The organism is Massiliimalia massiliensis (genome assembly GCF_900155615.1).
Taxonomy (GTDB): Bacteria; Bacillota; Clostridia; order Oscillospirales; family Ruminococcaceae; genus Massiliimalia; species Massiliimalia massiliensis.
Genome location: NZ_FUHT01000004.1, coordinates 78,799 through 93,356 on the forward strand (window position 1 = coordinate 78,799; position 14,558 = coordinate 93,356).

Below are 14,558 nucleotides of genomic sequence, written 5' to 3' on the forward strand. Positions count from 1 at the left end.
GGAGGGAAAGCACGCATGAGCCGGGGAACGGTATTTGATATCAAACAGATGGCCGTTTTTGACGGCCCCGGGATCAGGACGACAGTCTTTTTAAAGGGCTGTCCCCTCCGATGCCAGTGGTGCCATAACCCGGAGGGGCTAGAGTCCTTCCCGCAGCTTATGGTGAGCCATCACGCCTGTATCCGCTGCGGCAGATGCGAAGCGGTCTGCGAGCATCCGGACGGATGTATGAACTGCTTTGCATGTGTGGACGTATGTCCGCTGCAGCTTAGAAAGATTGCCGGAACAGTTTACACAGACGAGGCGCTTGCCAAGATTTTGCTGAAAAATCAGGATATCCTTCGCATGAACGGCGGAGGAATTACCTTTTCCGGCGGAGAACCGCTGATGCAGGCGGGGTTTGTACTCGATGTCATTGACCGGCTGGAGGGGATGCACACAGCTATTGAGACCAGCGGGTACTGTAAAGCGGACATATTTCAGAGGGTGGTCAATCGGCTGGATTTTATTATGATGGATATAAAGCTGATTGATCCAGAACGGCATCGGCATTTTACAGGAGTAGATAACCGACTGATTTTGGAAAATCTGGAACGGCTGAAAGGCACCGGGAAACCGTTTGTAATCCGCGTTCCGCTCATTCCGGGCGTGAATGATACCGAAGAGAACCTGACGGCTACGGCAAAGCTGCTCATAGATGTTGAATCCTTACAAAAGGTAGAGCTGTTACCCTATCACCAAACGGCAGGAGCCAAGTATGAAATGCTGGGAAAGGAATATTCGCCGGAATTTGATACTGCACGTGAGGTGAGCGCAATGCAGTCTTGCTTTGAATCCTTTGGGATTCCCTGCACTGTATTATAAACCAGAAGGAAAGGTGTGTGAAGATGACAGAATATATTTCCCGCTTGCGGGATTACTTTATTGTAGAGCAGAAGCATCATGAATTCCGTCAGCCCGCAACAGACTGCCGGCAGATGGCAAAGGTATGGCGGCAACAGAAGCTCTCTGATCTTCAGAGAGCAACCAAACGGCTTGTCTGGATGCTGGAACAGGAAAAGCCGGTTGTCCTGAAAGATGAAACCATTGCTCTGCTCCGGACTGTACCGGCTATTCCTGAGATCTTTACGGAAGAGGAATTTGAAGCGATTCGGAAGGAACATTATATCCACGAGCGGGGCAAGGTCTGCAATGTCAATCCCTTATACAGCCAGTTGATCGACGTTGGCTTTGACCGGAAGAAGGAACAGCTCCGGGATTTGATCGCAGATAATGAGCTGAAACAGGATACGGATGCAGTCGAATTTTTATCCTGCTGTTTGGAGCTGCTGGGAACGATTGAACAGTTTGCCGAGCGGTATCGGGAAGAGGCGCGGCGGGTTGGAAACAGGACAGTAGCGGAAGCCTTTGCCCACATCCCGCAGCAGCCACCAAGGACCTTTTCCGAGGCGCTGCAGTTTTTCCGGCTGATCCATTACTGTCTCTGGGCAAGCTTTAACTACCACAACACGGTGGGGCGGTTTGACCAATATATGTTCCCGTATTATGACCGGGATATTAAAAATGGAACGCTTACCCATGACTCCGCACTGGAATTGCTGGAAGAATTTTTTATCAGCTTTAACAAGGACAGCGACCTTTATACCGGGATGCAGCAGGGCGACAATGGCCAGAGTATGGTACTGGGCGGACTGGATCAAAACGGAAAGGAAACCTATAATGAACTTTCTGACCTTTGCCTGCAGGCCAGTCTGGAATTAAAGCTGATCGACCCTAAAATCAACCTGCGGGTGAACAAAAAAACGCCGCTTTCCGCTTATGAAAGAGGAACTCATCTGACGAAGCAGGGGCTGGGCTTCCCGCAGTATGCCAATGATGACATAGTGATTAAGGCGCTCAAGCGCTGGGGATATTCCGACGAGGATGCACACAATTATGTAGTTGCGGCTTGCTGGGAGTTTATTATCCCAGGCGCCGGGATGGATTTGCCGAATATCAACGGGTTGTCTTTTCCGATGGCAGTCACAGAGATGGTGGGGCATCTGGAGGAATTTGATACCTTTGAGGACTGTCTTGCTGCGGTAAAGGAAAATATCTTCCAAGAGGCGGAGCGCCTTTGCGGCAGTGTCCACAACCTCTATATGGAGCCGGCGCCTTTCCTCTCCCTGATGATGCTTGACTGTATCGAAAATGGGAAGGATATCTCCTTTGGCGGACGGTATAATAATTTTGGCCTGCATGGGAGCGGACTCTCTACCGCGGTGGATTCGCTTGCGGCGGTAAAAAAATATGTTTATGACGACGCCTCTGTATCCAAAAAAGAGCTGCTGAAGCTTCTTGAGAATAACTTTGCAGGAAATGAGGAGCTTTGTACCAAGCTCCGTTTCAGTTCAGACAAAATGGGCAATGACAATGACGAAGTAGATGAAATCGCGGTCAAGCTGCTCGGCTGGTTTGCCGACGCGCTGGACGGTAAACAGAACGAACGGGGAGGAATCTTCCGTCCCGGAACCGGTTCGGCAATGTACTATGTGTGGCAGTCCGAGAATCTGATGGCGACGCCGGACGGCAGAAAGCAGGGCGAGGAATTTGCATGCAATTATTCTCCGAGCCTGCTGGCGCGCTGTGACGGGCCATTTTCTATTATTAAGTCATTTACAAAGCCTGATCTGGTGCGGGTATGCAACGGCGGGCCTCTGACCATTGAACTGCATGATACTTTATTCCGGAACGACGACAGTATCCGGAAGGTTGCCATGTTCGTGAAAACCTTTATCGATCTGGGCGGCCACCAGATGCAGATTAATGCGGTGAACCGGGAGAAGATGCTGGACGCGAAAAAGCATCCGGAAAAATACCGGAACCTGATTGTCCGAGTCTGGGGCTGGAGCGGATATTTTGTAGAGCTTGACGACGTATATCAGGATCAGATCATTAAACGTATGGAACTTATGATGTAAGAGATAGAAAAGAGGTTGTATAAATGCAGAAAATCACCTTTGCCCTGTTTTTCGGAAACCGTGGTTTCTTTCCCGGAGAGCTTATCGCGGATGCCAGGGCGGAATTGACGGAGGCCGTTTCCAAAGCGGGTTATGATTATATCATGATGGAAGAATCAGAGACCCGTTACGGCGCGGTGGAAACAATAGAAGAAGGAAAAAAATTCGCCCGTTTTCTGGATCAGAACCGGGGCAAATACCAGGGCGTGATCCTCTGTCTGCCGAACTTCGGGGACGAAAACGGCGCTTGCGTCGCATTAAGGGATGCCGGCGTGCCGATTCTGGTACAGGCTTATCCGGACGAGGAGGGAAAGATGGACTTTGCCCACCGCCGCGACGCGATGTGCGGAAAAATCGCCATGTGCAATGTCCTGCGGCAATGCGGGATCAAATATACCCTGCTCAAGCCGTTTACCATCCATCCGTCCTCAGATGAATTTCAGGCGCAGATCCAGACCTTTGCCGGGATATGCCGTGTTGTCAATGGGATGAAGCGGTATAATCTCGGGTCGATTGGCGCAAGGACAACTGCTTTTAAAACAGTCAGGATTGACGAGATTGGGATGCAGCGGGCCGGTGTGAATGTTGAAACCTTTGATCTTGGCGAGGTGTTCCGCCGGATGCGCGCTGTTCCGCAGGATAGGATTGAAGCAAAGGCAACGGAATACCTGAAGATCACCCGCTTTGATTTCCCGATGGAAAAGCTTCATAATATTGCGCGGCTGGGTGCTGTGGTAGATGATCTCATTGCGGAATATGACTTAAACGGAATTGCCCTGCGCTGCTGGAATGAGTTCCAGCTAGAGTTTGGGATTGCGCCCTGTATGGTGCTGGGAGAACTGAACGAACGCGGAATTGCCGCCTCCTGTGAGGTGGATATTACCAATACCCTGATGATGCAGGCGCTGGCGCTGGCAGGGAACACCCCTTCCATGCTGTTGGACATCAACAATAACTACCGGGATGACCCGGACAAATGCATCCTGTTCCACTGCGGGCCGGTACCGATCTCGCTGATGGAGGGGAAGGGCACCACCATTGAGCACAAGATGTTTGTCAAGAGCTATGGCGAAGGCTCCGGCGTAGGCGTCAATCAGGGCGTCCTGCGCAGGGGAAAGGTTTCCTTTGGCAGCATGAAGACAGAGAATGGGAAAATTTGTGCCTATCTTGGCTGCGGAGAACTGACACGCGACCCGATTGAACCCGAATTTTTCGGAACAGGCTCCATCTTGGCTGCAAAAGGGATGGATGACGTGCTGGATTATATCGGAAAAAACGGTTACCGCCATCATATGGCGGTTGCTCCGGAACACGTCTGTGACGCGGCGGAGGAAGCACTGTCCAATTACCTGGGCTATGAGGTGAAACGCTTCTAGGCTGGAAAGCAGAAAGAAATCAGAAGGAGAGCTGACGAATTCATCAGCTCTCCTTTTTGATTCTGAATGGGATATGCAAACGACCAGCCTGAAGCCAGGCTGGCCGTTTGAGGAAGGGTGCAAGCTTATAGATAATTTTCAGATATAATTCATGTACAGGCAGGGATTCATCACGAAGCTTTAAGCAAAATAAAGTCTCATGCCCAGCTCGTGGGTGATTCGGGAAGGATGTCCCGGCGTATGCTCCGGCATGTTCAGAACATCCTCATAATGATTGGAGCAGATAACGTCTCCATCCTTCATGATAATCAGTGCAACATCAACCCTGTCGTAGGAGGAGGCGTCGACAGCCAGGTCGCTGACCTTGACGATATCGTCAGCATCAAGTTTGATCTCTTTTTCATCCTTTTGGATTACATTGCCCTTTCCGTCGGTGATTACCCATTTTGCAACGCAGTCGCCGATTGGGGTAAGCAGATCGTTGACTGCATAGATGCTGTCAAGTGTTTCGTTGAATTTCAGGAAGATCCCGGTTGGCATGTTGCTTTCGAGCATAGCGTCCAGGCCGTCTTTTGGAAGTCCCCACCAGTCGAAAATCCCGTAAAAGCTCTGCGGGCACATATCGTTGAACAAGAACTGTACATAACCGGAATTGGGCGCGTATTTCTGCATCCGGTAGTGCTCAGTGTAGTATTTCAGGAGGACATACTGGTAACGCCCGATTTCATCAAACCGGTCTACAATTCCGCTCAGACGGTTATAAAGCTTCGGCAGCTTTTTCAGGCTGTCCACGCAGGGCGGAGCGTCAAAGCCATATTCCGTATTGAATTTTTCGACTGTGCCGTAGATTTCGCGGTAGTGGGTGTCGTCTCCATGAAGGGATCCGATATAGTTATGGCTGTCTCCGCTGTATGGATCATCCTCGCAGAAGGAGCCTTTGATAGCAGGCCGGGATGGGTCATGCTCGCAGGTCGCCTGATAAAGCGCAGGGCCTGGGTTGACGTCCATAGAACGGCTGTGGCCGCGCATCCCTGCTGCGGCGTCGCCCTCCGCTTCTTTTGCCTGTTCTGCGTCAAGAAGTCCCGGCTCATTCATACAGATCCAGCAAATAATAGCCGGGTGGCGTTTTAATAGATCAACGGTCTGTAGGAATACGTCGATGAAGCGGTCTGCAAAAGCATCGTCGTCCGGATGCGCCCAGTTATATTCGGAATCTTGAATAACGGCAATCCCGATTTCCGCGCAGAGCTCATAGAAGAGCTCAAATTCCACATGGACGTGTACCCGGACAAGGTTGAATCCACATGCCTTAATAGCAAGCAGGTCGCGTTTATACCGTTCCTTGTTCATTGCAGAAACATAAGCATCCGGGAAATAGGAGGTGCCGCGGACATATAATTTTTTGTCGTTGAGATAGAAGGTGGTTTCCTTCTCGTTTCGGATCATTTCAATTTTACGGAAGCCGGTTACCTCATGATACCGATAGGCTTCGTTTCCGTCCTGATCTTCCAAGGTGACGATCACGTCGTACAGCCATTGCCCGCCGCGGTCCCAGGTATTCCACAGACGGATGTCAGCCGCAGTGCCGGAGATATTTGCTTCACCGTCTCCGTTAACCGGAACAGCGGTGTTGCAGATGATCTCCTTTGTGAGCTTATCGACACAGGCCATCCGCAGCGTATAGCTTTCTGTAGCATTGGCAATATTCACCTTGGCGTTCAGCACCGCGTTTTTCAAGGTTTCATCCAGCGTATAGGTGATTTCAGGACGGCCTTCAAAGGAGGCATTTTCGGTGATTTCGACCGTAACGTCACCATAAATACCAACCGGATTGACATCGCGCTGGACAAAGGTGTCTGAATGCTCGTAAGTGCCTTTTACCATGTTGCGCAGGATCAGGAAGGTGCGGCGTTCCTGCTTGTTGCCATCGACCACGTCGTCCCATGGCGACCAAACCTTGACCATCAGGGTATTGGTTTCACCTTTTTTCAGAAGCTTGTCAACACAGAATTCAAACGGGATGGAATACCCCTCATGCTCACCGAGCAATTCGCCGTTAAACCATACCTTGCAGTAATAGTCAACATTGGTGAATTTAATGACGCAGTGGCTGCCTGCATCTGCCGGCACGTCAAATTCATTTTTGTACCACCATGGAGCCTGGTTAAAGTAACGCAGCTCGCGTCCCCAGTACGGCTGATCAGAAAAAACGAGCTGGAGCTGCTTGAGCTCCTCCAAGTCCTCCCATTCGGAGAGCTGCGCGCCCATGGAGTAAAGGATGGATTCATCCTGATAAATTTTTAAGCCTTCCGCAGTATCGTGCACATCCTGCATGACCTTCCAGCCTTGTTTCAAATTGAGGTTCATTAAGCTAATCATTCCTTTCACGGTAATTAGGGTTTTGTATATTCGTTCCATACAGGAGGAATGGCGCTAAAGTTTAGCGCCATATCGTACTTTTCGCTGTGAATCTAGGAATTAGTCTTTGACCGCGCCTGCGGCCATCCCTTCCATAACATTTTTATTCAGGAAGAAATAAATGATCAGTGTCGGCAGGATGGCAAGGACAATCGCGGCAAAGGTTCCGCCCCAGTCGCGGCGGCCCATTTCGCCGACAAAATCATTTAACCCGACCGGCAGGGTTTTCATAATCCCTTTGGTCATAAAGGTATTGGCATAGGTGAATTCGTTCCAGATATTGACGAAGTTGTAGATAATAATGGTGATGGTGGAGTTTTTCGCCATCGGGAACATGATCTTGGAGAACATCTGGAAGCTGTTCGCCCCGTCAATCGTGGCCGCTTCCAGCAATGAATTTGGAACAAATTTCATGAAGCCGGTGTAGAGATAAATTGCCATTGGCAGGCTGAAGCCGATCTGCGGCAGAATCAGAGACAGATAGGTATTACGAAGCCCGACCGCATTGTAAATCTGGAACATCGGAACCAGGCACGCGAAGATCGGGATCATCATTCCAAGAAGGAAAAAGGATAGAAGCTTTTCGCTCTGCTTGAAACGGATTTTGCTGATTGCGTAAGCCGCAGGCGCGCTTAAAATGACAATGCCGACCAGAGTGCCAACCGCCACGACCACACTGTTTAAAAAGTAACGGATTAAGTCTGACTCGAATAGTGCGGTGACATAGTTTCCGAGATAGAAACTGCTCGGAAAAGCATAGGGCGCAATATACGCCATGTCCTGTTTGGTTTTAAAGCTGGACATCAGCACCCAGAACATCGGATAGGTCTGGAATACCAGAACGACGATCAGGATTATGTAGAATAAAGTTCTCAGCCATTTGCTGGTAGTAAGACGTTGCATAAGATATTCTCTCCTTTCCCGCCGTTAATCACGCTTTGCAGCACGTTGTTGGAAGATACGTATGATTCCGACCGCAACCAGCGATTCCACAAGCAGGAAGACCGACAAAGCGCTCCCATAGCCAAATTGCGTGGAGCTGAATGCGGTTTTATAGGTATAGGTGGCGACCAGTTCACTGGCGCTTCCCGGACCGCCGTTGGTCAGAATATATGATACATCGAAGCTCTTCAGTGTACCGTTTATTACGATTACCAGTACAACGAAGAAGATGTTTTTAATCATCGGGAGTTTAATGTAACGGTATTGCTGTCCCCAGGTACATCCGTCGATGTAGGCTGCTTCAACCACATCATTGGAGATAGCCATAAACGCAGAATAGAAAATCACCATATAAAGCCCGCAGAATTTGTAGCCGTCAACCAGTGTGACGACAAGCAACGCCCATTTTGGCTCGGAAAGAAGCGCGATAGGCTCCATCCCCATCCCCTCCATGATCGCGGCGAGAACACCCTGCGGTTCAACAGAAAGCAGCTTTTCAAAGATTTTACAGATTGCCATGGAAGAAATAATACAGGGGATAAAATAAATTACCCGCAGGATATTATTTCCTTTTGTGATATTGGTCAGGATAATGGCCATAATCAAGCCGGTAAATACCTGGTAGATTGTCCCCACTGCCATAAAGAACAGGTTGTTGAAAAATGACGTGACGAAAACTTCGTCTCCGAACATGCGGGAATAGTTTTGCAGGCCTACGAATTTCATCGCGCTGATCCCGTTCCAGTCGAAAACGCTGTATACGATTGACCAGACTACCGGAACCAATACGATGCAGACATATACAATCAGCGCCGGGGCGGAAAAGAGCCACGGCTCCCATTTGTTTCTTGGTCTCATAATTTAACCCTCCGTTTGATGGGAAAGAACAGAATGTCCAATCCCGGGTCAGTTCTTAATTAAGCAGGTTTCGGCAACCGCGGATGCAGTTGCCGAACTTGCCCTGGATCATCCCACAGAGGGAGATCGCCATCCATTTAACATGGAATTATTTTTTGTTTGCTTCTACTGCTTTGTCTAAAGAATCAGCCCATTCCTGCGGAGTCATTTCACCGAGGCAGAGCTCTGTTGTGGATTTGTTCAGGGTTTCCAGAGACGCGGAATCAATCACAACGTCCCAGCATTTTGCATAGGTATTGACATTGGTAACGTCGTTCAAAATGGTTTGGTAGATTTCCGGCAGGCCGTCGGTAGAGGACGGTTTGATGGAAGGGAGCAGGTTGTAGTCGTTGAGTGCAATATCCGAATAGTTTTCAAAGACATAAGCCAGGTAATCCTTCATTTCCTGGGTCATAACGTCTTTGCGGACAGCCGTACCGATTCCGCAGTTAGCAAAGTAATCAGAAGCGCCGGTTGTATCATTGTCTTTGTAGGTCAGCATGGTGAAGTAGCCAAGGTCGCTTCTCAGGTCACCCGTGGATTCATCCAGCAGGTCAGCTAAAACCCATGTACCGTTATAAAGCATAGCGGCTTTGTTTCCTACGAACAGGTCAACCATGGTGTCATAGTCGGTGGAGGAGAAACCGGTCTGGAAGTACTGGGCCAGTTCCTGCATATAAGCTGCGTTTTCGATACCAACATCGGTGCCCCAGGAAGCGGTGCCTGCGCAGGCTTCCTCCAGATAGCTGTTGCCGGTCTGGCGGAATGGGATCATCGCGAAGTAACGGAGTACCGGCCAGTCGGAGCTGGTTGTGGAAATCGGAGTGATGCCGGCGTCTTTCAGGGTCTTGCAGACATCCATCAATTCATCCATTGTTTTTGGCGTTTCAGCAATGCCAGCTTGTTCAAACAGGTCTTTGTTGTAGAAGAAATATTCCGCGTTTGCCTGCCAGGACATGAGATAAATTTTATCAGTTCCCGGCAATTTGACGTATTCTTTGCAGATGTTGAAGAATTTGTCGCCAACACCAAGTTCATTGTACAGGTCTTCAATGTTGTAAACAGTGTCGTTGTTAACCAGGTCAACGAAGAAGGTGTCCGGGTCGGATTCAAACCATTCCGGTAATTCGTTGCTGGAAGCCAGGATTTTTAATTTCTGCAGGTAGGAGGTTCTGTCGGTAATGCTTTCCACCTCATACGAGAAGTCCATATCCGGATTTTCTTTTGCGTAGTTATCTGCAATGTCCTGCAGCGTTGTCATAACAGCTTCATCCGTATTGCGGGAAGACAGGTAATTGATGGTTAATGAACCGCTTTTGCCATCGCCCCCATTAGCAGCGGCAGAATTGTCCCCGCCTTTACCAGAATCGCCGCAGCCGGCAAACATGGTAGCGCACAATGCAACACAGAGAGCAGAGGCCAATAATTTTTTTGTGTTCTTCATAATACTAGTCCTTTCCTGATTTGATTTTTCTTAGATTGTTTAACTTGTCTAAGATGTACATAATTATAAGATGAAATATATTCAAGGTATATAGAAAATCCTCGCATGAATGGTAAAATCTTCGCTAGTTGTAGAATTGTTATAGGTTTTATTGTCGCTTTTGTGTATAATTTACACATGGAAAAGATTCGCTGCTTACATTATATCAGCGTATAATTCGCTTTTCAAAAATGAGAGGAATCGTAAACCTTTCACAACGCAATTTTGCGCCTTTTGTGTTCAAGCATGGTAATTTCAACATAACCCAATCTCAATTTTTCATTGCATACTCTTATGAAAGGCAGGAAAATGATCAATTACATGAAACGAAAATCCGGTATCTCAATGCAAAATAAAATTTTCTGCTGGAGCTCTCTGCTGATCCTGGTTTCCCTGATCGTTACGGCGATTCTGATTAATACGGTTTCCACCAATGTAAACGTGAACAATGCACTCGGCTCTGCACGCAGGGAGCAGGCGTTGATTATCAATAACCTTGACACGAAAATCACTCATATTCAGGACTATGTGGTTTCGGTTGCGGTCGATCCGCGCGTCATTGCCGAAGCGAAGGCGCATCCTTCACCGCCTGTTGAGGAGGTAAAAAAATATAAGCTGCGGCTGGAGCTTAATAAGATTATCAGCAGTATTATGGGTCTGAACCGGAATGTTTATATGTGGGATCTAGTTGCCGCCGATAATGAATTTTTCGGCGTGAGCGGATATGACATGTCCGGCGTGGAGGAACTGCTGGACGATGAATACTTTGAGGCAGTGCGGGAAAACTGGGGAGTAACGATTTCCGGGCCGTACCAGCTTCACAATAAGGGCCAGCGAACTACCCCGGTTTTTCTGGTCACCAAGCCGATTGTGGATCTGGATTCCAGGGCAATTTACGGCTATGTGATGTTTGTAATCAAGGAATCCAATTTTGCTTCTATCTTTGAAAACAATATGCCGAAAAACGTGGAGTCCTCCTTTTATATCCTGAATGAGGAAAATACTGTCGTTTCGTCCTCTGACAAGGCAATTATTTCCCAGAATATTCAGAAGATCGGTACCTTCAGCGAATCGGAGCTCAAAGAGCTTTATGAAATGGGTTCCCTGACCAAAAATGTCAAGGGGCAGGACATGCTGTATACCATTTCACAGGAACTGAAAGACCCGGTGCAATGGACGGTCATAAGCTGCCAGCCGCTGGACAGCCTGCTGGTAGGACAAAAGATTTTGAATAAGTGGATTTTTGTGATCGCGGCTATATCCTGCTTTGCGGCGCTGCTGATCTCTTATATTATTTCACGTTCCCTGTCCCGGCCGATTATGGAGCTTGCCAGTACTATTCACGATGCGGCGGAGGGCGACCTCAGCCAGAAAGCAAACCGCCAGTCTGCCGGAGAAATCGAGGTTTTGTATGAGGGCTTCAATAACCTGATGAACGCGGTCAACCGGCTGCTGAAACGGGTTTATAAGGAGCAGGAGGAAAAAAGCGAGTACCAGTTCCATTTGATCCAGGCGCAGATTAAGCCTCATTTCCTTTACAACACGCTGGAGATGATCAAATCTCTGATCGATCTTGGGATGGGGGAAACCGCCAGCCGATGCATTTCGGCAATGGCCTCGTTTTACCGGCTTTCTCTGAATCGCGGAAACGACATTATTTCCGTTTTTGATGAGGTAAAGCTATCCCAGCAATACATGTATCTGCAAAAGCTGCGGTATATTGAATATCTTGATTATCATTTCGACATCCCGGAGGAGCTGACAAAATATCAGCTTCCCAAAATGACGCTGCAGCCGATTCTTGAAAACTCAATTTATCATGGGATTAAGGAAAAGCAGGAAGAAGGAATTGTTGAGATCAGCCTGACCGAATATGGAGAGTATCTCCGCTTTGTTATTGTAGATAACGGTATTGGCATGACAGAGGAAACGCTCGGACACCTTCGCCGGACGATTGAATCCTCCAGCGATCTGGAGGAGACGGATTCTCCGAAATCATTCGGGATGGCCAGTATTAACCGCAGGCTAAAGCTGCTTTATGGGGAAGATTATTCCTTTACAATTGACAGTAAATATGGGAAATATACAAAGGTAACGCTTGTGATTCCGAAAAACATTCCGGCAGATTTGCAGAAAAATAAAAAGGGGGAGCAAAAGGGTGAGTAAATCAATACTCATTATTGAGGATGAATTCTATTTCCGGCAGGCTTTAAAAAAATATATTGCCGCTTACTCCGAGGAATTTGAAGTATGCGGGGAAGCAAGAAACGGACAGGACGGATTGGAAAAGCTGCTGGATATGAAACCGGACATTGCCTTGGTAGACATTACCATGCCGGTTATGGATGGGATTACTGTGATCAAAAAAGCAAAAGAAGCCCATTCTAAAACAAAGGTGATTATCCTGACCGGATATGGGGAATTTGAATATGCAAAAAAGGCAATCCAGCTCGGCGTACAGGATTACCTGCTAAAACCGCTGCAGAGCGATGAGCTGTATCAAAGCCTGCAGAAGGCGAGCAGAACGATTGACCAGGAACGGGAAACAGAAAATACGCTCAGCCTAATTTCCGGTGCAAAACAAGGGATGTTTTCCGCATATAAGGAAAGCATGATCAGCAAGCTTCTGCTCAACGATTTTTATGATGAAGAGGAATTGGAACGGAATTTTAACTTTCCGAAGAAGGACAGTCTTTATGTGGCGGCTGTTTTGGATATCTACATTAAAAATGCGGAGATTTGGAATCAGGAGGACAAAAAATTATGCCACTATGCTATCTGTAATGTAATGGGGGACATATTCAAGGAGGCAATGAGCTTTGGAACCTGTATGAATGAAAACGGCATGATCTGCATTGTATTCCGGTTGTATCACGAGGACAATGCGGAGCTCCAGCTGCAGGAGAGGATGGAGCAGGTCTGCACTGTGGCGGAGGATTATCTCGGATTGGTTGTCACCGCCTATTTCGGAGACCTGAGAACCTCTCTAGGCGAGGTGAACGAGTCCTATAACGAAGCGCTGGCCTTGAAGAAATATCAGCTATTTCATGACAAGAAAGGCGTGTACTTCTATTCAGACACCCAGACCAAGCCGCATCTGTCCAAGGAGTATTTTTCGAGGGAGGACCGCAAGCAGCTTCTTTCCCTGATGCGCGCAAACAACCATGACGGGGTGCATGCCCTGATCCGGAAGGTGTTTGCAAAAATGATGGAGGGGAACCTCGACCCGGATACGGTGTATATGCATGTTACCGACCTGTTCTCAGTGGTACTGGATTTTGCGACAGAATACCGGACAGAACTTCAGAAGCCGAATGAGAATGTCAGTTTGTTTTCACATATCATGTCGGCTCCTTCCTTAGAGCAGCTTCAAAAGTTTGTAATGGATGCGGCTGACCGGGTCATGGCGCAGATTAACCAAAAGGACATCGATTCTCAGGCAAAGCTGGCACAGAAGGTTGCGGAGTATATTGACGCTAATTTTGCGAACCCGAATTTAAAGCTGGAGATCATCGCCGGGGAGTTTTACATCAATATCCAGTATCTCTGCTCGATCTTTAAAAAACATCGCAGCACTACCATTGGGAATTATATTCTGGATGTCCGGATGGGCAACGCGCAGCGGGAGCTGCTTGACGGGGCAGAGAGCATTACTGTCGTCGCCTATCATTGCGGGTATGAGGACGTTGGATATTTCAGCAAATGCTTTAAGCGGTATTTTGGCTTGTCGCCCAAAAAGTTTATTGAAAAGCATACGAAGAAAGGCTCAGATGAAGCCCTTTAAGAAAAACAGAACGGGAAGGCCGTACTACGGTCTTCCCGTTCTGTTTTTCTATTGGTTCCAAGCCGGCAGGCAAGCATATCTGTTATGCCAGCACCTGGATTCCGCGCAGAATAAACTGTTCCGCCAGGGAGCTCATCTCTTCCGGAGACTCTTTCATTCCGGTTTCCAGCCAGGTCTGGAACAGCCCGATGCACCCGTTGACGATAAATGCGTAAAAGTATTCAAAATGCTTCGGATTGCTGTGCCGGTAGACCAGCATCAGATTATGGACGCAGTGTTCCTTTACAATGTCCTGAAGCTGATTGACAAAAGCATGGTCGCCGTTCGGCCCGAGCAGCGCAATCGCCATATCGGCATTGTCGATAAAAAACTGGAAAATATCATTGAGAATCGGGAGCGGCTTGGTGGGGTCGGTTTCCTCCTTATGCGACTGCATGATCTCATTGAATTCCGCGAACAGTTCCTTTTCAATTTTTTCGAGCATGTCGTAAACATCCCGGTAGTGCAGGTAAAAGGTGCCGCGGTTGATGTCCACCCGGTCCGCGATTTCCCGGACGGTGATATCCTTGATTGGCTTTTCCTGCAATAGCTCGGTCAGAGCAAGGCGAAGCTGCCTTTTTGTTTTTCTGACCCTTCGGTCAATCTTTTTTTCTTCCATG

General features: G+C 48.2%; 10 protein-coding genes. 5 read left to right on the top strand and 5 right to left on the bottom strand.

The window, feature by feature from the left end; translation table 11 throughout:
• Positions 1–15: 15 nt before the first annotated feature.
• Genes CZ360_RS08915 through CZ360_RS08925 form a run of 3 tightly spaced genes read left to right on the top strand, consistent with a single transcriptional unit; the run spans position 16 to position 4,375 of the window.
• On the top strand, positions 16–864 hold the full coding sequence (locus CZ360_RS08915) for a glycyl-radical enzyme activating protein (RefSeq protein WP_077533863.1): 849 nt from the start codon (positions 16–18) through the stop codon (positions 862–864).
• A gap of 23 nt (positions 865–887) precedes the next feature.
• Complete coding sequence (locus CZ360_RS08920; protein WP_077533864.1) at positions 888–2,960, top strand: pyruvate formate lyase family protein; 2,073 nt, start codon at positions 888–890, stop codon at positions 2,958–2,960.
• Between the two features lie 23 nt (positions 2,961–2,983).
• Entirely contained in the window at positions 2,984–4,375 is a 1,392-nt protein-coding gene (locus CZ360_RS08925) for an L-fucose/L-arabinose isomerase family protein (protein ID WP_143530212.1), read from the top strand.
• A gap of 180 nt (positions 4,376–4,555) precedes the next feature.
• Here the strand turns inward: CZ360_RS08925 and CZ360_RS08930 are convergent, their stop codons facing one another.
• The 4 genes from CZ360_RS08930 to CZ360_RS08945 form a co-directional block, all read right to left on the bottom strand.
• Positions 4,556–6,754 carry a glycoside hydrolase family 2 protein gene (locus CZ360_RS08930; protein ID WP_077533865.1) on the bottom strand — a complete coding sequence of 733 codons (2,199 nt, stop codon included), beginning with the start codon at positions 6,752–6,754 and terminating at the stop codon, positions 4,556–4,558.
• 99 nt (positions 6,755–6,853) lie between these two features.
• The gene (locus CZ360_RS08935) at positions 6,854–7,696 is read right to left on the bottom strand and encodes a carbohydrate ABC transporter permease (protein ID WP_077533866.1); all 843 of its coding nucleotides are present in this window, start codon (positions 7,694–7,696) and stop codon (positions 6,854–6,856) included.
• A 24-nt stretch (positions 7,697–7,720) separates the two neighbouring features.
• A complete protein-coding gene (locus CZ360_RS08940; RefSeq protein ID WP_077533867.1) occupies positions 7,721–8,593 on the bottom strand; it encodes a carbohydrate ABC transporter permease in 873 nt (290 codons plus the stop codon).
• A 148-nt stretch (positions 8,594–8,741) separates the two neighbouring features.
• On the bottom strand, positions 8,742–10,076 hold the full coding sequence (locus CZ360_RS08945; protein WP_077533868.1) for an ABC transporter substrate-binding protein: 1,335 nt from the start codon (positions 10,074–10,076) through the stop codon (positions 8,742–8,744).
• A gap of 348 nt (positions 10,077–10,424) precedes the next feature.
• On the opposite strand from CZ360_RS08945, the gene CZ360_RS08950 reads away from it, so the two are divergent.
• Positions 10,425–12,281 (top strand): cache domain-containing sensor histidine kinase, encoded by a 1,857-nt coding sequence (locus tag CZ360_RS08950; protein WP_159438203.1) that lies wholly within the window; start codon positions 10,425–10,427, stop codon positions 12,279–12,281.
• Positions 12,274–13,899, top strand: a complete 1,626-nt coding sequence (locus CZ360_RS08955; RefSeq protein ID WP_077533870.1) for a response regulator — start codon at positions 12,274–12,276, stop codon at positions 13,897–13,899. The genes CZ360_RS08950 and CZ360_RS08955 overlap by 8 nt, the downstream gene beginning before the upstream one ends.
• 82 nt (positions 13,900–13,981) lie before the next feature.
• Here the strand turns inward: CZ360_RS08955 and CZ360_RS08960 are convergent, their stop codons facing one another.
• A complete protein-coding gene (locus tag CZ360_RS08960) occupies positions 13,982–14,557 on the bottom strand; it encodes a TetR/AcrR family transcriptional regulator (RefSeq protein WP_077533871.1) in 576 nt (191 codons plus the stop codon).
• Position 14,558: the final 1 nt, after the last annotated feature.